The organism is Arthrobacter sp. OAP107 (assembly GCF_040546765.1).
GTDB lineage: Bacteria > Actinomycetota > Actinomycetes > Actinomycetales > Micrococcaceae > Arthrobacter.
Genome location: NZ_JBEPOK010000001.1, coordinates 65,700 through 85,971, shown reverse-complemented (window position 1 = coordinate 85,971; position 20,272 = coordinate 65,700). Strand labels below are relative to the sequence as shown.

Sequence of the window (20,272 nt, the reverse complement as noted above, 5' to 3'; positions counted from 1 at the left end):
TGCTGCAACGGAAGACAACCGACAACGGGAATGATGGGCTTCATCGAGAGCAGAGCCGTCCTCAGGCGGCCGTGAGTGGCACCCCGTCGGGCCAGTCGGGCCAAGGATCCAGAGGCAGCGGAATGGGGTCCGCAGCAGGCGCCGGGTCAAAGTCCTCTGGCCAGGTGGGTGGTTCCCAGTCCTGGTGCTCGGCCGGGTAGGACCGTCCCTTGGGTGAGGTCCAGCCCGGTGGGGTGTCGCGGGTGGCGCCGACCGGTCTCCATTGCGTGGTGTGTTTGAGCCTGTGGTGTTTGGGGCAGGGCTGGCCGAGGTTGGTAACGCCGGTGCCGCCGCCGTCGGCCCAGGCGAGGATGTGGTCGGCGTCGTTGTCCAGGGAGTGGTTGTTGCAGTTGGGGAACGTGCACTTGGCGTCGCGGAGCCGCAGCCATTGGCGCCTCGGTTTGGTCAGCCGGTAGCTGGTGCGGCCGATCTCCAGTGGTGCTCCGTCGCGGGGGTCGGTGAGGACCCGGAGGAATGAGGTTGCGCCGTCGGCGACGAGCCGGCGGGCCATGGACGGCGGGATCGGACCGTGCCCGTCGAGTGTGGCCGGTTCCCCGGACAGGCCGAGCAGCGAAAACACCGGCACGGTGACCAGGACCTGCGCCGTCGGGGACGGCACACCACCGGGATGCAGTCCCGGGGACGGCACACCGCCGGGCTGTATTCCCGGGGACGGTATCCCGCCGGGTTGGATGGGGCCGCGGGCTGGCACGTCAATGGCCCCCGGAGAGTCGGCGGGCAGGGAATCTGTCGGCGCGAGAGCTGCGGGAATGAATGCTGTGGCCGGGTCGTCAGCGGAACCGTCCACCGGCAGTGCCGGGCCGAGCAGCCATGCGGCGGCTGCGTCGACGCGGAGCTGGGTCAGGGTGCGGGTTTCGGCCGGGCCCTGCATGGCGCGGGCGGCGGTGGTGGTGCGGTTCCAGATCCCGGCGGCCTGGTCCGCGGGCAGATACGCCGAGAGCCAGGCCATGCCGTCCCGGTCCGGGGCATACTCCAGCCGCCGGTCCTGCACACACCTGTGGTGGCGTTTTTCGATGCTGACCGGGTGATGCCGTTCCCGCCAGTACCGCGCCTTGGCCCGGAACCTCGCCGGCGTCAGCTCCCCCGCCGGGCAACCCCGCGCATACCCGGGTGCGTCCGGGTCCAAAAAATGCGCCTCGAACGCCGCCGCCGCTTCCGGGCCCAGCCCCTCGGTCTCGTCGCACATGATCCGCCCGTGCTGCCACGACAGCGTTCCCGCCCCGAGCGCGGCCAGCGTCAACGGCAGATCCCTGGTGAGTTTGGCGGATTCGACCAGCAACCGTCCCGCCGACCCTTCGCTGACGGTCAGCGCACACGCCACCTCAGCAGTCAGCGACATCTGCCGGACGGTGCGGTCCTGCCCGGACGCGCCCGGCGGAGTCATGGCCTCCTCCGCCGCGGCGAACCCCGCGGCGAGGTGCACCTTCACCGCCGCCAGCCGGGCCTCCATCGCAGCCACACCGGCCAGACCCTCCAGGCACGCATCCGCCAGATCCCCCAAAGGATCCACCGCACCAGGCAGCGGACCCGGACCAGCCGCCCGCTCCAACCCAGCCGCCCGCTCCAACCCAGCCGCCCGGTCCAACCCAGCCGCCCGCTCCAACCCAGCCACCCGCTCCAGCCCAGCAGCCAGCGAAAGAGCAGAGGCACCGATGGCCTCCAACGTCTCCGCAACTACTGCGCTATCCATACCCACAGCATGACAGGGGGCTACGACAATATAAGGGCGGAAAGCACACCCCATGCGGACCGGCCGAAAAACTTCTTGAATGAAAACCGGGTCGCAGACCAGGGCATTCCCAGCGCTCAGAACGCCCTGATCTGCAACCTGCTTGGGGTCAGGTTCCGGAACTGTCCAGCGTGACTGTGCCGGCGTCGCCGTCGACCATAACTTGCTGCCCGCTGGACACCCGCTGGGTGGCCACCCCCGTTCCCAGGACGGCAGGGATGCCGTACTCCCGGGCGACGATTGAGCTGTGGCTCAGTGGCCCGCCAACGTCCGTGACAACGGCGGACGCCATCGCAAACAGCGGCGTCCAGGCGGGGGTGGTCATGCGTGCCACCAGCACCTCGCCGGGCCGCATGCTGGCGAAGTCGTCGGGGCCGTGCAGCAGCCGGGCCGGCGCGCTCACCCGCCCCGAGCTCGCGCCCACGCCGGTGATGACGTCCCCGGCCTCCTGCACCGACCGTGCGGGCATCATGCTGCCGAATACCCTTTCCATCCACCGGCTTTCCGGCAGCAGCTGCGGGGCCGCGGCTTTTCGCTGGCCACGCCACAGCATCTTGCGCTGTTCAACGGCTTCCGCCCGCACCGGCCGGTCCGTGCCGGTGATGGCCGCGCCGGGCGTGGCCAGCCCGAACTCGATGGCGTTGCGGAGCTCGTCGAGGCGGAGCCAGAAGATGTCGGACGGAGCCGCGACGACGCCCCCAGCCGTCAGCCGCTCCCCCAGTTCCAGCAGCATCCGCCGCATCAGCGGCCAGGCCAGTCCGACGTCGGCCAGCGCGTCCTCACGGACGGGCGCCGCTTTTTGTGCCCAGCGCAGCAGCCTGCGGAAGACGGCCCTACGGCGCGGCCCCAGCCTGGCGCTGATCAGCCGGGCCTGCTCCTCCCGCCGGTCGGCAGACCGCTGCTGGCGCTCGTGCGGATCCTTGCCCTGCCCACGCACGAAGTATCTCAGGGTCTCGAGCAGCGCGGACGGGTCATCGGCCGGCACAGGATTGACGAAATCCAGGTTATAGACGGCATGCCCGTACCGGTCCAGGTGCCGTTGGAGGCGGGAACACCACTCGTCCCACTGTGCCGGGTCCACATCTCCGTCCACGCCAGCGGGAGGCGTGCCGCTGCGGAGAGCTTCGGCGATGGCGTCCGCTAAGCCTTCCGTGACCGCCGCAGCCAGCGGCGGGCTTTCGCGGGTCCACACGGCAAGGTCGTACAGGGACTTCTCCGCGCGGATGGGTTCGCTGTCGTAGCCGAGGAGGAAGACCTCCGCCGAGGGGTCACCGGGCCGACGGACGAGTTTGTCGTAGTAGCTCCGGAGCATGATCTCGCTGGTGGCGGCGATGGGGATGATGGACTGGACCGCGGTGTAGTACGCGGCGCCGGCGTCGAGCAACGCCGAAATGCCGTCCAGCAGTTCGGCGGCCGGACGATCCGCCGGCGGTTTGGCCGCCCAGAACTTCACCAGTCCGCGGTACTTCGGGTGCGAGTGGTCGCGCCAGCCCTTGATTCCCATGTGCGCCTTGCCCTGGGCCAGTGCACGCATGGCCGTCAGCGACCTGCCCATGACCCGCCGCATTCCGGCGTTGTTGTAGTAGTAGTACGCGTAGCCGTTGACGGTGGGCAGCGAGACGTCCCCGGGCCGCACCACGCTCTTGCCGAATGCCTCGTTGAGCAGCGCGTTCAGCGACTTCGCCACGGAGCCGTCGATGAGGTCGGCGAACAGGGGTGACAACGGGTCCGGCAACTGCTCGACGATGCTGGCCCGGAAGTACATCCCGTCCGGATACGGCAGCGGCCACTCCGTCGGGGGATCGGCCGAGGGTTCCGGCAGCGCGGTGATGGGGCGGGCCTGCAGGATGAAGAACTCCCCTGCCGCCTGCGCCCATTCGATGTCCTGGGGCGACCCGAAGTGCTTGGCGATGGCTGTCCCCTGGCAGGCCAGCGCCGCCGCCGCATCGTCGTCGAGCACGGGCTCCCGGCGTTTCTCTTCGGGCACAGCCTGCTCCCGGGTGCCCGTTCCGTCGTAGACCGTCATAACGTTCTTGTCCGCCGTCCGGCGCTGGTCCACGCGGCCCGTCGCAGCATCCACCACGACGTCGTCGGTGGTGACGGCCCCGCTGACCACTGATTCGCCCAGCCCCCAGGCGGCACTGATCACCACCTGGTCACGCCGGCCGGTGGCGGGATTGGCGGTGAACAGGACGCCGGCCGCCGCGGCGTCGACCATCTCCTGTATCACCACGGCGAGGCGCACGGTGGCCGGGTCGAAGCCGTTCCGTGAGCGGTATGCCATGGCGCGCGCGTTCCAAAGTGACGCCCAGCACTCGACGACGGCGGCGGCGACGGCGTCGGGCCCGGAGACGTTGAGATAGGTGTCCTGCTGGCCGGCGAAGCTGGCCGAGGCGAGGTCTTCCGAGGTGGCTGAGGAGCGCACTGCCACCGGCGCTGCTGCATCCTCACCGACCGCCGCGGCCTGTTGTCCCAGCCGCCCGTAGGCAGCACGGAGTTCCCGACCGATCTCCTCGGGCATCGTGCTTTCGGCGAAGAGGGCGCGGATCTGCCCCGCGGCGGCGTCATAGTCATGGTTCGAGGCGCCGGCCGGAAGGGCGGCGAGCTCAAGAATGCGGCCAGCGATCCCGTTGGCGTTGACGAAGTCCTGGTAGGCCGCCGTGGTGAGTACGAAGCCCGGGGGCACTGGGAAACCAGCCCGGGCCAGCTCGCCTAGATTGGCGCCCTTGCCGCCTGCCTCGTCCACATCGCTGCGTCCCAGCTGGTCAAAGTCCTTGATGTAGGTCATGACCTTGCGTCCCTTCTGCCCGGGAGCCGGGACCGCGGCATTGCGGCCGATAACCCCGTTCCGGCACTGCACCCTATTCTGGCACTGCACCCGATTCTGGCAATGGGGAACGCCGCAAGGGGCAACGCCGTCCGGGGATGGCTGGACACGGCTGGACACGGCTGGTCCGGCCGGGCGGCCGGATGCGGCTGGTTAGACGCGGCCGGTTAGAGGTCGCCGCGCGGCCGCCACACCACCACGGCCTGCGAACGGGGCCGGGGCCGCTGGCCGCGCGCCAGGCTCACCACGTCACCGGCGGTGCCGGCGGCAAAGATCCGGGACTCCAATGGCTCACGACGGCGGGCCAGTTCCTCGGTCAGTTCGGTCACCCGGTGCTGCAGGGCAGCAACCTGGTTTTCGAGCTCCAGGATGCGCTTGATCCCCTCAAGCGAGACGCCTTCGTGGGACAGCCGCTGCACCTCGCGGAGCCGGTTCACGTCCCGCTGGGAGTAGCGGCGGGACTTGCCCGGCGCGCGGCTGGGCGAAACGATGCCCAGCCGGTCGTACTGGCGGAGTGTCTGCGGGTGCATGTCGGCGAGCTCGGCGGCCACCGAGATGACGAAGATCGGCTGATCGAAATTGATTTCCACGGCCGGCACCCGCCCCTAAAGCCGGGCCTTGGCTGCCAGGCCCTGGCGGACGTCCGCACCGGCGGTGGCGGCTGCGAATGCTTTCACGGCCTCCTCGGCTTCCTTGCTCAGGTTCTGCGGAACAGCGACGTCGATGGTCACCAGCAGGTCGCCGGTGGCCTTGGACGTCTTCACACCGCGGCCCTTGACCCGCAAGGTACGTCCTGACGGGGTGCCGGCGGGAACGCGGACCCGGACATGTTCGCCGTCGATCGTGGGAACCTCGATGTCGGCGCCCAAAGCAGCCTCGGGGAAGCTGACGGGTACGTGGATCCGGAGGTTGTCGCCGTCGCGCGTGTAAAAGTCATGGGGCTTGACGTTGACGGTGACCAGAAGGTCGCCGTTGCCCGCCGGGCCGTACTGGCCCTTGCCCCGGACTCGCACCTTCTGACCGTCCTTGATGCCCGCAGGCACCCGGACGTCGATGACCTCACCGTCCGGTTCACGCAGCCCGATGGTGGTGCCGCGGATTGACCCGGCGAAGGAGATGCTGGTGCTCGCCGTTCGGTCGGCGCCCTTCTGCGGGGCTCGCTGGAACCCGGCCGGTCCGCCCCCGAAGCCGCCGCCGAACAGGTCGGCGAACTCGGGCGGAACGCCGCCGGCTGTGCTGAACCCGCCGGAGTGCCGGCCGCCGCCACCGGTAAACAGGCCGCCGAAGAGGTCCTCGAAGCCGCCGTTCGCGGTGCTTCCCGCGCCGTGCGGGGCAAAGCGGGCGCCGCCGCCCATGGCCCGGATGGCGTCATACTGCTGCCGCTCATCAGGATCGGACAGCACAGAATACGCTTCGGAGATGTCCTTGAACTTCTTCTCCGCAGCAGTATCCCCGGAGTTAGTGTCAGGGTGGTACTGCCGGGCGAGCTTCCGGTAAGCCTTCTTAATGTCAGCGTCGGAAGCGTCCTTGGCAACACCAAGGATCTTGTAAAAGTCCTTGTCCACCCAGTCCTGGCTAGCCAATGGCGTTTCCTTTCAAATGTGCAAAACGATAAGGCGAGATTACCGCCGAACGCCGCCGCGGATGAGGAGGCCCGGGAGTGGCCCCCTCATCCGCGGAGGCGTGGAGGTAAAACTACGCAGGTACCGCGACGATGACCTGTGCTGCCCGGAGGACCCGGTCGCCTGACTTGTAGCCGGAGCGGAGCACCTGGCTGACGGTGTCAACCTCGATATCATCGCCGGGCTGCTGGATGAGGGCCTCGTGGATGGTGGGGTCGAACTCCACGCCGGTCTCGTCGATGCGGGTCAGGCCGTACGTCTTCAGCGCGTTCTCCAGCTTGGTGGCGATCGCGGCGAACGGGCCATCCGCGAGGTCACCGTGCTGGCGGGCGGCGTCGAGGTCGTCCAGCACCGGGAGCAGGGAGTTCAGGACGCCGATGACGGCCATCTCCCCTGCCACGGCGCGGTCGCGTTCGACGCGCTTGCGGTAGTTGACGTACTCGGCCTGGAGGCGGAGCAGGTCGTTCTTCAGCTCCGCCGCCGCGGCGGCCTCGGTACCCTGCGCTACGGACTCCTCAGCGGGGACCTCGACCTGGTTGAGGATTTCCTCAGCCTGGGCGAGCGCGTCGCCGTCGGAATCCGCTTCCGAGGCGGCCTGGCCGCCTTCCGGGTGCCGGGCCTCCCCGGTTACCGGGTCCACCTTGCGGTGGTCCCGGATGACCGGCTCGTCGCGCTTGCTGCCCTGGTCTCTGGAAGAGTTGTGCTCTTCTTCGTTACCGTGGTGCGGCATGGTTACTTCTTCTCTTCTTCGTCGACGATCTCGGCGTCAACGATGTCCTCGTCAGCCTTGCTCTCGCCTGCGGAAGCGCCTTCGGCACCTGCAGCGCCGGTGGCGCCGTCCGGGGAACCGGCCTGGGCGTAGATGGCCTCGCCGAGCTTGGTCTGCGAAGCCTGCAGCTTCTCAAACGCGGTCTTGACGGCGGCGTCGTCGGTGCCTTCGAGCGCCTTCTTGAGGGCGTCGACGTCGGCCTGGACCTCGGTCTTGACCTCTTCCGGCAGCTTGTCGCTGTTGTCGGCGATCAGCTTGTCCACGGAGTAAGCGAGCTGCTCGGCGGTGTTGCGGGTGTCGGTGGCCTCGCGGCGTGCCTTGTCCTCTGCTGCGTGCTCCTCGGCGTCCTTGACCATGCGGTCGATGTCTTCCTTGGAGAGCGCGGTGCCGCCGGTGATGGTCATGGACTGTTCCTTGCCGGTGCCCTTGTCCTTCGCGGAGACGTGAACGATGCCGTTGGCGTCGATGTCGAAGGTGACCTCGACCTGCGGAACGCCGCGCGGGGCCGGCGCGATGCCGGTCAGTTCGAACGTGCCCAGCGGCTTGTTGTCGCGGGTGAACTCACGCTCGCCCTGGAAGACCTGGATGGCCACGGACGGCTGGTTGTCGTCAGCCGTGGTGAAGGTCTCGGACCGCTTGGTGGGGATGGCGGTGTTGCGCTCGATCAGGTGCGTCATGACACCGCCCTTGGTTTCGATGCCCAGGGACAGCGGGGTGACGTCGATCAGGAGGACGTCCTTGCGCTCACCCTTCAGCACGCCGGCCTGCAGGGCTGCGCCAACGGCCACAACCTCGTCCGGGTTGACGCCCTTGTTGGGCTCCTTGCCGCCGGCAAGTTCCTTCACCAGGTCGGAGACGGCGGGCATACGGGTGGAGCCACCGACGAGCACGATGTGGTCGATGTCGGAAAGCTTGATGCCGGCTTCCTTGATGACGTCGTGGAACGGCTTCTTGGTGCGCTCGAGCAGGTCCTTGGTCAGGTCCTGGAACTTGGCACGGGTCAGCTGCTCGTCCAGGTGGACCGGGCCGTCCGGGGTGACGGAGAGGTACTGGAGCGAGACGTTGGTGCTGGTGGAGGAGGAGAGTTCCTTTTTGGCCTGCTCGGCAGCTTCGCGGAGGCGCTGCAGGGCGATCTTGTCCTTGGACAGGTCGATGCCCTTGACCTTGAGCTGGTTCAGCAGGTATTCGACGACGCGGTTGTCCCAGTCGTCGCCGCCGAGGCGGTTGTCACCGGCGGTGGCGCGCACCTGGATGGTGGAGAAGTCGTCTTCGTCCTTGCCGACTTCCAGCAGGGAGACGTCGAAGGTTCCGCCGCCGAGGTCGAAGACCAGGATGAGTTCGTCTTCCTTGCCCTTGTCCAGACCGTAGGCCAGGGCGGCCGCGGTGGGCTCGTTGACGATGCGCAGGACGTTCAGGCCGGCGATCTCGCCGGCTTCCTTCGTGGCCTGGCGCTCGGCGTCGTTGAAGTAGGCCGGAACGGTGATGACAGCGTCGGTGACCTTTTCACCGAGGTAGGACTCGGCGTCGTTCTTCAGCTTCATCAGCACGCGGGCGGAGATTTCCTGCGCCGTGTACTTCTTGCCGTCGATGTCCACCTTCCAGTCCGTGCCCATGTGGCGCTTAACGGATGCGATGGTGCGCTCGATGTTGTTGACGGCCTGGCGCTTGGCGATTTCGCCGACCAGGACTTCGCCGGACTTGGAGAACGCAACGACCGACGGCGTGGTGCGGCCACCCTCGGCGTTGGCAATAACGGTGGGCTCGCCACCTTCGAGAACGGAGACGACGGAGTTGGTGGTTCCGAGGTCGATACCTACTGCACGTGACATGTGTTGCTTCCTTCTTTCCGTGGAAACTTAGGGTCGCCCATTTCCTTGAGCGGTCTGCACTCAACTTTACTCAGCGCAGAATTTAAGTCAATCCAAAGTTGAGTCAGATACGCTCAACTTTGCCCCTGAGCGACCCCATCCGGACGCGAGAAACCCCCGATTCCCGGCGGATTTCCGCGGAGAACAGGGGGTTCCGGGACTAAACGGCCACCGGATTTCGCCCAGCGTGAACTGCGCCTAACCTCCCGAGGAGGTGCCGTCGTCGTCGTTTCGCGGGGGGTTGTCCTGGCCGCCGGTCAATCCGTCCTTCAGCTTTTCGGCGGCACGGCCTTCGGGGGCGGCACCGGCAGCCCCATAGTCACCCTCCGGGTATTCGCCTTCCTCATCCCCGGGCAGCTCCTGGCCGACGGCCCCGGCCCGGCCGTAGTCGCCTTCCGGATATTCGCCTTCTGATCCCTGCACGGACGGCTCGACCACCCCCGCGTCGCCGTAATCCCCCTCGGAGTAACCACCCTTGGGCTCTGCGGCGGATTCCTGCCCTGCCACGCCGGCGTCGCCGTAGTCCCCCTCCACGTACTGGCCGCTGTCCCCCTCGAGTGCCGGATTCCTGGAGCTGTTGTGCGTCTTGCCCGCGTTGCCGGACTCACTGTTTTCGGTCATCGCTTGATCACTCCTTCGAAAGGACTGGGCGCGCCTGGTCCGGGGCGCAGTGGCAGTCTACTCAGCCCGCGCGGGCGGCAACAGGGGCGCGTATGGGCGCCGCCGCGGCGGGCCGGCTACAACCCGGCGAGATCCGGGCCGGCTACAGCCCGGCGACATCCGCCAGTACGGCGATATGGTGCTCGAACAGTTCATCCGGCGCGGAAAAGGTGCCGGCGCCATACTGCCCGAATACTTCAAAACTGACGGCGCCGAAGAGTGAGGTCCAGACGAGGGCCCCACGGGCCAGCAGGGCGTCCGGGACGTCCACGCCCAGCTCACGCCGGATTGCGTCAAGGTCGGCGGCCAGCGGCGCCGGCACCGCGGAAGGCCCGCGCTCACGAAGGCGCCCGGCCCGGTGCGCGGCGTCCAGAATCTGCACCAGGCCGCCGACCACCCGCGTGCCGGGTGCCATGGTCCGCTCCGCCGGGGCCTGATACCCCGGCACCGGACTGCCGAACAGGAGTCCGTAGCGCGCCGGTTCCTGGAGGGCCCATCCGCGGACGGCGCGGGCCAGCGCTGCGAACCGGCCCCTGGACTCGTCCGCGGGGACGGCCTCGACGGCGGCATCCACCGCATCCCCCAGGTTGTTGTATGCGTCCACGAGCAGGAGGGTCAACAGCTCGTCGCGGCTCCCGACGTACCGGTAGACGGCAGAGGAGACAACGCCCAGGTCGCGGGCGACGGCGCGCAGCGACAGGGCGGCGGCCCCATGGCGGGCCAGGTGCTGCCGGCCCAGCCTGATGATGTCAGCGATGGTCTGCGCCCGGGCACGTTCACGCGGCGTGCGGGGTTCACCGCTGGCGGTCTCGGGGATGGGAGGCATCCACCCAGCATGGCATGAATCAGAGCACTGTCAACAAATGAGAGCACTGCTCTTGACATTGCCCGGTACCGGCAGCATCCTTGTTTCGAGAGCAGTGCTCTCAAAGGAGGGGCGGGCTCTCCGAGGCCAGCCGCACTGCACGGAGGAGAATTTTCAATGTCAGGTTTTTACGTGGTCACCGGCGCCGGCCCTGTGGGCTGGACGGTGGCAGAGCAACTGGCGGGGCGGGGTGAGCGGGTCCGGGTCCTCACCCGCTCGGGAAGCGGTCCCGACCATCCGAACATCGAAAAGCTGAACGGGGATGCCTCCGACCCAGGCCTGCTGACCGGCGCACTCGACGGCGCGGCGGCGGTCTTCCACTGCATCCACGGCTCGTCCTACAGCGCCGCGGCGTGGGCGCGGGAGCTCCCGGCCGCCGAACGGGCGGTCCTGGCGGCGGCAGGCGAGGCGGGCGCCGTCGTCGTCTTTCCCGAAAGCCTTTACTCCTACAGCAATCCGGAGCGGGTGATGGACGAAAGCAGCGCGCGGGAGGCGTCGGGCGGCAAACGCGGGATCCGCGCGGCGCTGCTGCGGGCGCGGGAGGCGAGCGCCACGGACACCGTCTCAGTGGTGGCGGGCGATTTCTTCGGCCCCCGCGTCCGGATGGCCCACGCAGGCGAGCGCATGGTGCCCGCCATCCTCGCCGGCCGCCCGCTACAGGTCGTGGGAAATGCGGACCAGCCGCATTCCTTCACCTACGTTCCCGATCTGGCCGCGGCCATGATCGGGGCCGCGGGGAAACCTGGGCTGTGGAACCGGGTTCTGCATGCGCCCACCAGCCCGCCGCTCACGCAGCGCCAGATCGCCCAGGCCTTTGGGGCCGCTGCCGGCATGCCATCCGCGAAGCTCCGCGCGGTGCCGGGCTGGGTCCTGCGCACCCTGGGACTCTTCTCGGCCGACATGCGGGAACTCAGCGAAACGCTCTACCAGTTCGAGCGACCGTTCGTGATGGATTCGGCGGCCAGCGAGGAGCAACTGGGCCTGCACCCGACCCCACTGGGCGTGGCGGCCAGGGCGACGGTGGAGTGGTGGCGCTCGGAACTCGCCGCCGGTCCGGGGCGAGCGACGGCGGGAATCCCGGCCGGAACCTAGCGGACCGCCGCTTCCGCCGGCCCTTCCACTTTGCTGGCTTCCTGCGAATCGTGCCGGGCGAGCCTGCCCGGCCACCAGATGCGCCGGCCGAGGTCGTAGGCCAAGGCGGGAACCAGGAGCGAGCGCACCAGAACGGTGTCCAGCAGCACCCCGAAAGCCACGATGAAGGCCAGCTGCACGAGGAACATGATGGGAATAACGCCCAAGGCTGCAAAGGTGGCGGCCAGGACCACTCCGGCCGATGTGATCACCCCGCCGGTCACGCCCAGTCCGCGCAGAATCCCGGGCCGGGTACCGTGCTTCAGCGACTCTTCGCGGACCCGGCTCATGAGGAAGATGTTGTAGTCCACGCCCAGGGCCACGAGGAACACGAAGCCGAACAGCGGCACCGTGGCGTCGGCCCCGGGGAAGCCCAGGATGTTGTGGAACACGAGGGCGGAAACGCCCATGGCGGCCGCGTAGGACATAACCACCGAGGCGACAAGCAGGACGGGTGCGAGGACGGACCGCAGCAGCACCATGAGGATGAGCAGGATAACGGCGAGGACCACGGGGATGATCGTGGCGAGGTCCCGCTGCGCGGTGGTGTTGGTGTCCAGGGCGGTGGCGGTCACCCCGCCGACCAGGGCATCGGGGTCCACACGTTTGACGCTCTCCCGCATCCCTGCCACGGCGTTCTCCGCTGCGTCAGAGTCGGCGGCGTAGTCGAGCGTGGCGTTGAGGAGCACCCTGCCGTCCCGCATGGCAGGGGTTCCCGGGGCGGCAGGGGTTCCCGGGGCTCCCGTGATGGGCACGCTTCCCTCAGCCAGAAGGTAGGCGTCGCCCACGCCGTCAGCGGCCTTGGCCGTTTCGAGGACGTCCCCGGCTTTCCCCTGGCTGGCCACGATGACCACGGGACTGCCGCTGCCGGCGTCGAAATGGCGTGCGAGCGCGTCCTGCCCGTCGACGGCGTTGGAAGCACTGAGGATGACGGCGGTTTGCGGCACACCGTTGGCTCTCAGTTGCAGGATCCCGGCCGAAGCCGCGACCAGCAGGAGCACGGAGGCCACCCACACCGTGCGGGGACGCCGCGACACCAGCGTTCCGACGGCGCGCCACAGCCCGCGCTGACCCTCCAGTCCGGTGGCCAGTTCCGGCTCACGCGCATCTTCGGGCAGGAGCCCGGGCCGGAACGGCCAGAACGCGGCGCGCCCCAGGAGTGCAGCGAAGGCCGGGAGCAGGGTGAGCGCAGCGAAAAGCGAGCAGACGATGCCCGCGGCAGCCACCGGGCCCAGCGCCTTGTTGGAGTTGAGGTCGGAAAACAGCAGGCACAGCAGCGCGATGGCAACCGTGGCACCCGACGCCAGAATGGGCGCCACGGAGGCCCGCCAGGCGGTGAGCGCGGCGGCGGTGCGGTTGGCCGTGTGCCCAAGCGCCTCACGGAACCGGGCCACGTAAAGCAGGGCATAGTCGGTGGCTGCGCCGATCACCAGGATGGAGAGGATGCCCTGGCTTTGGCCGTTGAGCTGGATCCAGCCCGCCTTGGCCATGCCGAACACCAGCAGGATGGCGGCGCATAGCGCAAACACCGAGGTCAGCAGCACGGCGAAGGGCAGGAGCAGGGACCGGTAGACAACCAGAAGGATGACAAACACCGCCGCCAGCGCCACCAGCAGCAGGATACCGTCGATGCCCGCGAAGGCCCCCGCGAGGTCGGCCGCGAGCCCGGCAGGACCGGTGACGAACGTCTGTGTGCCGTCCGGGGCAGCCGCCCGGACCTCGTTGCGCAGTTCCTCCACGGCGTCCGCCGGTTCCGCTGCCGCAACGGACACGATGTACTGCACGGCCTGCCGGTCCTGCGACGGCACGGGCCCCACCACCGCGCTGCCCACCCGCAGGTCTTCCAGCTTGGCTTTCAGGGCTGCCGCCGTGCCCAGTTGCGCAGGCGTGAGGGCGCTGCTGCTCTCAATGACAACGACGGCGGGCACCTCGCCGGAGTCCTGGAACTTTTGCTGCCACTCGCGGGCCTCGGTGGCCTCCGCGCCGGCGGGAAGGAAGGACGCCTGGTCATTCGACGAGACCTCATCCAGCCTGCCGAACGTGGGTCCGCCCACCCCGGCAACGGCAACCCAGCCGACGACGAGGACCACGGGGATAAGCCACCGGAGCCAGAACGGGAGGCTCGTGGTGCGGGCTGACTGGTTCATGGGGAAGACCTCCTGGGCGTGGCGGCCACCCGGGCCGTTCGGCGATGATTGTTCCAGCATAAACTATCTTTACCATGGAGATACATGGCTCTTTCCCCTGGGCGCAGACGCCTTGGCTGTAAACTCCGGAAGGCAACACTGAGAAGAGGAGGCGGACGTGGCCAAGAAGCCTGACAGCCCGTCCGATGGTGTGACCGCCTCAGCCCCGGGCAGGCAGCACCCCCTGATACGGCGACTTCAGGAGTTCACCCTGGAGGCCAACCGCTACGTGGACTCTGCGGGCGGCCGGAACGACATGCACCGGACGGACCTCAACGCTCTCGCCGCCGTCATGAGGCACGCCGCCAATGGCGAAGTCGTGACCCCGGGAACCCTGCGGAGGGAACTGAACCTCAGCTCCCCGGCCACCACGGCACTGGTTGACCGGCTGTGCGGCTCCGGACATCTGGTGCGCCTGCGCGAAGGGCAGGACCGGCGGCAGGTGCAGCTGCGGATGACGGACAAGGCGTACCGCGACGGCTCCGCCATGTTCCTGCCGCTCGCCCGCCACATGGACAGCGCCATGGCCGGGTTCACCGCGCAGGAACTCGAGACAGCCGCCCGGTTCATGGACGCGATGATTGCGGCAACGGTTGCCGCCAGCCGGGAAGCTTCCGGCACACCATGACCGCTCTGCCGCTGCCTTCCCGAAATGCGGAGAAGGAGTAGCGTTTCCCTATGAGCGCGCAGCAGCCGGAAGATGTCTACACTCACGGTCACCACGAGTCCGTGGTCCGGGCCCATGCCTCGCGGACGGCGGAGAATTCGGCCGCGTTCGTCATCCCGCATCTCACCCCGGGCGTATCGGTGCTCGACGTCGGGTGCGGGCCGGGCAGCATCACCTGCGACTTCGCGCTTCTGGTCGCCCCCGGGAAGGTGACGGGGCTGGACCGCTCCCCCGACGTGATCACCCACGCCCGCGAGCTGGCGTCCGACCGCGGCGTCGGGAACGTGGAGTTCGTGGCGGGCAACATCTACGACCTCGATTTCGAGGACGACACCTTCGACGTTGTGCACGCCCACCAGGTCCTGCAGCACCTGACCGACCCTGTCGAGGCGCTGCGGGAAATGCGGCGGGTGGCCAGGCCCGGCGGCATCGTTGCGGTCCGCGACGCCGATTTCCATGGCATGAGCTGGTATCCGGCCATTCCCGAGCTCGATGAGTGGATGGAGCTCTACCAGCGGATCGCACGCCGGAACGGTGCAGAGCCCGACGCCGGCCGGCGGCTCGTCTCCTGGGCACAGGCCGCCGGCTTCACGGACGTGGCGCCGACCAGCAGCAACTGGCTCTACGCCACCGGACAGCAGCGCCGCTGGCAGGCCCGGGTGTGGGGCGAACGCGTGCTGCATTCGGCCTTCGCGGAGCAGGCCCTCGAGTACGGCTTCGCGCAGGAAGCGGACCTCACGCGCATCTCGGCCGGCTGGCACCGCTGGGGTTCCACCGACGACGGCTGGTTCCTCATTCCCAACGGCGAGGTCATCGCCCGGGCCTAAATCGCCGGGCGAACCAGCCCACCCGGCACACCGACTAAACTTGCTGGGTGCAATTCTCCCTTTGGCTGGCCCTCGCGGGCGCCGGCGTCCTCATCAGCTTCACCCCGGGCGCAGGCGCCATCAACACCATGAGCAACTCGCTGACCGCCGGGTTCAAGCGCTCCATCTGGGGCATCCTGGGGCAACAGGCCGCCCTGATCCTGCACGTCATCGTCGTGGCGCTCGGCGTCGGGGTTCTGGTTGCCGGCTCCCCCGTCGCCTTCAACGCCATCCGCTACGCCGGTGCCGCCTACCTGGTGTATCTGGGCATCCGGCAGTTCCTGCGCCAACCGGACCTCGACCAGGAGAAAGTGGCCGCACTTCGCAACGAGCCCGCCTGGTCCATGTTCCGCCGGGGCCTGTGGGTCAACCTGCTCAACCCCAAGGCCATCGTGTTCTTCCTGGCCTTCATGCCGCAGTTCATCCGGCCAGCCAACCCGCTGCTGCCCCAGTACGCCGTCCTGGCGGCAACCGTGGTTCTCATCGACATCCTCGTCATGTGGTTCTTCTTCGCGGCCGCGGCCAAATCGTTCCAGCGCTTTACCCACAATACCCACGGGCAAACCGTGCTTAACAGGACTTTCGGTACCCTGTTCGTCGCAGTGGGCATCCTGCTGGCGCTGATCCACTAGCAGGCTCCTGCTGCCGGCCCGTGCGCGTTCGGAGCCGATCCCGGCGTCCGCTGCAGGGCTACTCCGCGCCCTGCAGTGAGACCAATTTCGACACCGCGTTTCGACACGGGGCGAAATGTTTTGAACAATAAGAATACTTACTAGCCAAGCGGTGTTAGCGTGCTCCATGCTTAGCCGTATGACCTCAATGACGAGACCATACCGGATCATCGCGGTCTGCACCGGCAATATCTGCCGGTCCCCGATGGCGGAGCTGATACTGGCGGAGGCCTTTGCAGCGGCGGGGCTCGCTGGCGCCGTCGTCGTGGACTCCGCGGGAACCACCGCCTACGAGGCAGGACGCCCCATCGACCCCCGGGCCGCGCGGAAGCTAACCGCACACAACCTCCCCTCCGACCGGCACATAGCCCGGGAATGGCGGAAGGAGTGGTTCACGGAACGCCACCTGATCCTGGCTCTCGACGTGGACCACTACGGCTGGCTGCGGGCGTCGGCCCCGGACGGCGAATCCCTCGAGAGAATACGCATGCTGCGCAGCTTCGACCCCCTATTGGCAACGAAGGATCCCCTGGACCAGGGCTGCGAAGACCCGTGGTACGGGGACCACAGCGACTTTGCGGCGGTGTTTGACCAAATCCAGGCGTCGGTGCCGGGAATCGTAGAGTATGTCCGTTCCGCCATCGCCGCGGCCTCGGCGGATGCCGCCCCGCTCCAGCTTAAGGACAGCCAGCAGGTACGCTCTATTTCATGACCCCCGCACCTGTGATCATCGCCATTGACGGGCGGTCCGGCGCAGGTAAAACGACTTTGGCCATCGAGCTCGCGGCCACGCTGCGGAACCACCACAAGGTCTCGCTGTTCCACGTGGAGGACATCTATCCCGGCTGGGACGGGCTGTCAGCCGGCATCGAACGCTACGTCACGACGGTGCTGGCGCCGCTGAGCCGCGGCGAAGCGGCCACCTGGGTCAGCTGGGACTGGAAAAACCATAACGACGGCGACCCGCGGGTCACGCTGCCCGCCGAGATCGTGATCGTCGAGGGCGTGGGCGCGGCGGCCGCCGCGGCCAGGCCGCATCTGGACGCCGTCATCTGGGCGGACTCCCCCGACGGAGAGCGCCGCACCCGCGCGCTGGAGCGTGACGGCGATACCTACGAGCCGTTCTGGGACCAGTGGGCAAGCCAGGAGGTGGAACTCCTGGCCGCGGACGACATCCCTCAGCACGCCCACGTCCGGGTCCTCAACCGCGCGGACGGCACCGCCCCCGCCGACGCCCTGCAGGTGCTCACCTACCTTCCCGAGCTCACCACCGCCCTGGTTCCCGAGCTGTCCTCACGGCGCGGCCTGCGTCTGCTGTCCGAACGGCTCGACGCCAGCCCCGATCCCGCCGCACTTTTTCAGGCGCTGTACGGGTCGTCGTCGAACGCCGTCTGGTTGGACTCATCCCTGCGTTCGGCCGGTTCGGCCGGTCCCGGCCGCGGAACTCCCGCAGCAGAGCGCAGCCGCTTCAGTATTTTGGCGGACGACGGCGGCACGTTCGGCCAGTCTGTCCTGCACAGTTCGGGGGTCACCCGGGTCACCGCCGGTTGCGCCACTGCCAACGTGTCCGGCCCCTTCTTCCGCTGGCTGGAAACAGTGTGGGGACGGAAGGCCGTGCGCGGACCGGAGGGCTACCCGTGCGACTTCGCACTCGGCTGGCTGGGCTACCTCGGCTACGAGCTCAAGCGGGAAACCGGCGGGCAGGACATCCCCTCGGACACGCCTGATGTGGCGCTGATCTTTGCCGGCCGGGCCGTGGTCCTGGACCACACGGATAACACCGTGTGGCTGCTTGCCCTCGACGCGCCGGATGCCACGGACTGGCTCGGCCGGGCCCGCGCTGCGGTGACGGCCGCCCCCAAAGCCGGCGGCAGCACCCGCGTCGAACTTCCGGCGGCCCATGACGCAATGCCTGCTACCGCAACTCCTGATGCCGCGGCGCCGGCCTTCGCCGGCCGGGACAGCGAGGCAAGCTACAAGCGCAAGATCGCCGAGGCGCAGCACCAGATTGCCGAGGGAAATTCGTACGAAGTCTGCCTCACCACCACCCTCGAAGCGGAGGTGGGGGCGCTCGACCCGTGGGCCGCGTACCTCGCCCTGCGCCGGCGGAACCCGGCGCCGTTTGCGAGCTACCTGCGCTTCGGCGGGCTCACGGTGGCCAGCACGTCACCGGAGCGCTTCCTGCGGATAGCGTCCGACGGCGGCATGCGCGCCGAGCCGATCAAGGGAACCCGCCGCCGGGCTGCCGACCCGGACACCGACGCCGCCCTCCGGCAGGACCTGGCCACGTCGCTCAAGGACCGGGCGGAAAACATCATGATCGTGGACCTGCTCCGGAACGACCTCAGCCATTTCGCCGAGCCGGGATCGGTGACCGTCAGCCGGCTGTGTGAGATCGAAAGCTACGCTACGGTGCACCAGCTCGTGAGCACCATCGACGCCATCCTGCTGCCCGGTGCGCCGCGGGCCGAGGCTGTGGCAGCCTGCTTCCCTGCAGGGTCAATGACCGGGGCGCCGAAGATCAGTACCATGGCCATCCTGGACCGGCTGGAGGAGGGGCCGCGGGGCGTCTATTCCGGCGCCATCGGGTACTTCTCGCTGAACGGGGCCACGGATCTGGCGGTTGCCATCCGCACCCTCGTGGTGCAGGACGGCGGCGACGGCGAAAAGGTGAAGCTCACCCTCGGCGTCGGCGGCGCCATCACGGCGGACTCCGTGGCGCAGGACGAATACGAAGAGATCCGCACCAAGGCCTACGGCGTCCTCTCCACCCTGGGCTCCCCCTTCCCCGATTGAGGGCTTATTGGACCGTGCCTTATTGGACCGTGCCCTATTGGACCGTGGCCGTCAGGCGTGCCACATTGTCCACGTACCTTGCCGCGAGGGGCCGGCGCATCCAGTCCTCGAGCCGGAGTTCGTGGGAGATGTCGCGGTAGGTGTCCTCCACCGCGCGCATGCTGTTGACGATGTCCGCGCCGAGCAGCATCACTGAGACCTCGAGGTTCAGGGAGAAGGACCGCATGTCCATGTTGCTGGAACCCAGGACCGCCACTTCGTCGTCGATGGTGAAGTGCTTGGCATGGAGCACGAACGGCGCCTTGTACAGGTAGATCCTGACGCCGGCCCGCAGCAGGGCCTCGTAATAGGACTGCTGAGCGTGGTGGACGAGGAACTGGTCACCCTTCTCGGAGACGAACAGCTCCACATCCACGCCGCGCTGCGCCGCGGTGGTGATGGCGTAGAGCAGGGAATCGTCCGGCACGAAGTACGGGCTGCAGACGGATATCCGGTGCTGTGCCGAGTAGATCAGCGTGTTGAAGAGCCGAAGGTTGTTCTCGGTGGTGAAGCCGGGGCCGCTGGGCACCACCTGGGCCGTGACGCCGCCCGGCGACGGCTCGACGGACAGCTGCAGCTGGTCCTCGAGTGACTCGTCGGTCTCGCTGAGCCAGTCGGTGGCAAAGACAACATTGAGAGTGGGAACGATCGGGCCCCGCAGGCACGCCATCAGCTCGATCCATTCCCGGCCGGCCTTGCGGTGCTTGGGGTTGTTGTAGGAGGGCTCGATCAGGTTCTGGGACCCCGTGAACGCCACTTCGCCGTCGATCACCATGATCTTGCGGTGGTTGCGCAGGTCCGGCCGGCGCCACTGGCCGTGGATGGGCAGCAGCGGCAGCATCCGCCGCCACTGGATGTTGCCGGCCTTGAGCCGCTTCAGCAGCCTGTTGTACCCCTTCACGCGCAACGTTCCGATATGGTCGAACAGCACGCGGACCTGGACGCCGCGGTCCGCCGCCTCCTCGAGGGCGGTCAGGAGGTCGTCCGTGACGTGGTCCGTGCTCATGATGTAGAACTCGGCGTTGACGAAGCGCTTGGCCTTCCGTACGGCCTCGGTCATGGCACGGATGGAATCCGGATAACCGGGAATCAACTCCACATGGTTGCCGTCCACCAGCGGGATCGACCCGAGCCGGCGGTTTAGTTCGGCCGCGGACTGCACCCATTCGGGCCCCGAATACTCGCTGGCGACGTCGGACAGCGCGGCGCTGCCGGCACGGACCCGCTCATTGACCAGCTGCTGCTGCTCGGTACGGCGGCGGGACAGCTTGAAGTTGCCGAAGAGCAGGAAAAGGATCAGCCCCAGGGCCGGCACGAAGAAAATGCCCAGCAGCCAGGCCATGGCCGTGGTGGGCCGCCGGTTGCCGGGGATGATGCCCACGGCCAGGACCCTGATGGCGAGATCCGCGCCGCTGAGCAGCAGGATCAGCCACGCCGGCAGTGTTTCCGCCAGCGGAAATGGCCACAACACAGTTGAAACCCCCGTTATTTCTTACCCTCGCAGCCATTCCGTATG

At 68.0% G+C, this 20,272-nt stretch carries 16 protein-coding genes; 6 read left to right on the top strand and 10 right to left on the bottom strand.

Annotated features, from left to right (window positions below; genetic code table 11):
* Positions 1–61: 61 nt before the first annotated feature.
* The 8 genes from ABIE00_RS00350 to ABIE00_RS00315 all read right to left on the bottom strand — a co-directional run bounded on the left by ABIE00_RS00350 (position 62) and on the right by ABIE00_RS00315 (position 10,361).
* A complete protein-coding gene (locus ABIE00_RS00350) occupies positions 62–1,750 on the bottom strand; it encodes an HNH endonuclease signature motif containing protein (RefSeq protein WP_354255267.1) in 1,689 nt (562 codons plus the stop codon).
* A gap of 148 nt (positions 1,751–1,898) precedes the next feature.
* Entirely contained in the window at positions 1,899–4,577 is a 2,679-nt protein-coding gene (locus tag ABIE00_RS00345; protein WP_354255265.1) for a PEP/pyruvate-binding domain-containing protein, read from the bottom strand.
* Between the two features lie 206 nt (positions 4,578–4,783).
* A complete protein-coding gene (locus tag ABIE00_RS00340; RefSeq protein WP_331574403.1) occupies positions 4,784–5,206 on the bottom strand; it encodes a heat shock protein transcriptional repressor HspR in 423 nt (140 codons plus the stop codon).
* A gap of 15 nt (positions 5,207–5,221) precedes the next feature.
* The gene (locus ABIE00_RS00335; RefSeq protein ID WP_331574405.1) at positions 5,222–6,199 is read right to left on the bottom strand and encodes a DnaJ C-terminal domain-containing protein; all 978 of its coding nucleotides are present in this window, start codon (positions 6,197–6,199) and stop codon (positions 5,222–5,224) included.
* Between the two features lie 112 nt (positions 6,200–6,311).
* Complete coding sequence (locus tag ABIE00_RS00330; protein WP_354255261.1) at positions 6,312–6,968, bottom strand: nucleotide exchange factor GrpE; 657 nt, start codon at positions 6,966–6,968, stop codon at positions 6,312–6,314.
* Between the two features lie 2 nt (positions 6,969–6,970).
* Positions 6,971–8,836 carry a molecular chaperone DnaK gene (dnaK, locus tag ABIE00_RS00325; protein WP_354255258.1) on the bottom strand — a complete coding sequence of 622 codons (1,866 nt, stop codon included), beginning with the start codon at positions 8,834–8,836 and terminating at the stop codon, positions 6,971–6,973.
* Between the two features lie 237 nt (positions 8,837–9,073).
* Complete coding sequence (locus ABIE00_RS00320) at positions 9,074–9,496, bottom strand: hypothetical protein (RefSeq protein ID WP_354255255.1); 423 nt, start codon at positions 9,494–9,496, stop codon at positions 9,074–9,076.
* A gap of 142 nt (positions 9,497–9,638) precedes the next feature.
* A complete protein-coding gene (locus ABIE00_RS00315) occupies positions 9,639–10,361 on the bottom strand; it encodes a TetR/AcrR family transcriptional regulator (RefSeq protein ID WP_354255252.1) in 723 nt (240 codons plus the stop codon).
* Positions 10,362–10,517: 156 nt separating this feature from the next.
* Here ABIE00_RS00315 and ABIE00_RS00310 point away from each other — a divergent pair, with 156 nt between their 5' ends.
* Positions 10,518–11,492, top strand: a complete 975-nt coding sequence (locus ABIE00_RS00310; RefSeq protein WP_354255249.1) for an NAD-dependent epimerase/dehydratase family protein — start codon at positions 10,518–10,520, stop codon at positions 11,490–11,492.
* Here the strand turns inward: ABIE00_RS00310 and ABIE00_RS00305 are convergent.
* A complete protein-coding gene (locus tag ABIE00_RS00305; RefSeq protein ID WP_354263227.1) occupies positions 11,489–13,678 on the bottom strand; it encodes an MMPL family transporter in 2,190 nt (729 codons plus the stop codon). The two genes, ABIE00_RS00310 and ABIE00_RS00305, sit on opposite strands and share 4 nt — an antisense overlap.
* 157 nt (positions 13,679–13,835) lie before the next feature.
* On the opposite strand from ABIE00_RS00305, the gene ABIE00_RS00300 reads away from it, so the two are divergent.
* From ABIE00_RS00300 to pabB, 5 genes are all read left to right on the top strand, one after another.
* Positions 13,836–14,345 carry a MarR family winged helix-turn-helix transcriptional regulator gene (locus ABIE00_RS00300; RefSeq protein WP_502914176.1) on the top strand — a complete coding sequence of 170 codons (510 nt, stop codon included), beginning with the start codon at positions 13,836–13,838 and terminating at the stop codon, positions 14,343–14,345.
* Positions 14,346–14,395: 50 nt separating this feature from the next.
* Complete coding sequence (locus tag ABIE00_RS00295) at positions 14,396–15,211, top strand: methyltransferase domain-containing protein (protein ID WP_354255246.1); 816 nt, start codon at positions 14,396–14,398, stop codon at positions 15,209–15,211.
* A 47-nt stretch (positions 15,212–15,258) separates the two neighbouring features.
* A complete protein-coding gene (locus tag ABIE00_RS00290; RefSeq protein ID WP_354255243.1) occupies positions 15,259–15,882 on the top strand; it encodes a LysE family transporter in 624 nt (207 codons plus the stop codon).
* A gap of 178 nt (positions 15,883–16,060) precedes the next feature.
* Positions 16,061–16,633, top strand: coding sequence for a low molecular weight protein-tyrosine-phosphatase (locus ABIE00_RS00285; RefSeq protein WP_354255240.1), 573 nt, complete (start codon positions 16,061–16,063; stop codon positions 16,631–16,633).
* Complete coding sequence (pabB, locus tag ABIE00_RS00280; protein WP_354255237.1) at positions 16,630–18,717, top strand: aminodeoxychorismate synthase component I; 2,088 nt, start codon at positions 16,630–16,632, stop codon at positions 18,715–18,717. Before ABIE00_RS00285 ends, pabB begins: the two co-directional genes overlap by 4 nt.
* 34 nt (positions 18,718–18,751) lie before the next feature.
* On the opposite strand, the gene cls is transcribed toward pabB, so the two are convergent.
* Positions 18,752–20,227, bottom strand: coding sequence for a cardiolipin synthase (gene cls / locus ABIE00_RS00275; RefSeq protein ID WP_354255235.1), 1,476 nt, complete (start codon positions 20,225–20,227; stop codon positions 18,752–18,754).
* Positions 20,228–20,272: the final 45 nt, after the last annotated feature.

Excerpts from the sequence above, each read along its gene's own strand:
- ABIE00_RS00330 (WP_354255261.1), bottom strand. The coding sequence starts at position 6,968 with ATGCCGCACCACGGTAACGAAGAAGAGCACAACTCTTCCAGAGACCAG.
- ABIE00_RS00345 (WP_354255265.1), bottom strand. The coding sequence starts at position 4,577 with ATGACCTACATCAAGGACTTTGACCAGCTGGGACGCAGCGATGTGGAC.
- ABIE00_RS00305 (WP_354263227.1), bottom strand. The coding sequence starts at position 13,678 with ATGAACCAGTCAGCCCGCACCACGAGCCTCCCGTTCTGGCTCCGGTGG.
- dnaK (WP_354255258.1), bottom strand. The coding sequence starts at position 8,836 with ATGTCACGTGCAGTAGGTATCGACCTCGGAACCACCAACTCCGTCGTC.
- ABIE00_RS00310 (WP_354255249.1), top strand. The coding sequence starts at position 10,518 with ATGTCAGGTTTTTACGTGGTCACCGGCGCCGGCCCTGTGGGCTGGACG.
- ABIE00_RS00315 (WP_354255252.1), bottom strand. The coding sequence starts at position 10,361 with ATGCCTCCCATCCCCGAGACCGCCAGCGGTGAACCCCGCACGCCGCGT.
- ABIE00_RS00320 (WP_354255255.1), bottom strand. The coding sequence starts at position 9,496 with ATGACCGAAAACAGTGAGTCCGGCAACGCGGGCAAGACGCACAACAGC.
- ABIE00_RS00295 (WP_354255246.1), top strand. The coding sequence starts at position 14,396 with ATGAGCGCGCAGCAGCCGGAAGATGTCTACACTCACGGTCACCACGAG.
- ABIE00_RS00350 (WP_354255267.1), bottom strand. The coding sequence starts at position 1,750 with ATGGATAGCGCAGTAGTTGCGGAGACGTTGGAGGCCATCGGTGCCTCT.
- pabB (WP_354255237.1), top strand. The coding sequence starts at position 16,630 with ATGACCCCCGCACCTGTGATCATCGCCATTGACGGGCGGTCCGGCGCA.
- ABIE00_RS00285 (WP_354255240.1), top strand. The coding sequence starts at position 16,061 with ATGACCTCAATGACGAGACCATACCGGATCATCGCGGTCTGCACCGGC.